Source organism: Massilia sp. CT11-108 (assembly GCF_047302915.1).
In the GTDB taxonomy this organism is placed as follows: Bacteria; Pseudomonadota; Gammaproteobacteria; order Burkholderiales; family Burkholderiaceae_D; genus Telluria; species Telluria orientalis.
The window spans coordinates 1-332 of sequence record NZ_JBKYMO010001375.1; the positions used below are offsets into that span (position 1 = coordinate 1).

Below are 332 nucleotides of genomic sequence, written 5' to 3' on the forward strand. Positions count from 1 at the left end.
CCTTCCAGCACCGCCAGCGCGCCGCCCGTGTGGTCCGTGTCGCCATGGCTGACGACGATCCCGTCGAGCGTGGCGATGCCGCGCATCCGCAGGTACGGCAGGATCACGCGGCTGCCGCCGTCCGCGCCCGGGGCGTACGCGGGGCCCGTGTCGTACAGCAGGCGGTGCCGCTCCGTTTCGACGAGCAGCGCCATGCCCTGCCCCACGTCGAACGCGGTCACGCGAAAGGTGTTGTCGCGGGGATGGTCCGGGAGCTGCAGCAGCATCGGCAGCAGCGCGACGGCCCCGGCCCAGCGGTGCGGCCAGCCGCGCGGCATCAGCAGCCACAGGAT

1 protein-coding gene is annotated in these 332 nt (G+C 73.5%); it reads right to left on the minus strand.

The annotated features are described in order from the left end of the window. Positions 1–332: MBL fold metallo-hydrolase (locus tag ACEN88_RS34865; protein ID WP_413346996.1), on the minus strand; the 332-nt coding region annotated here is incomplete at both ends.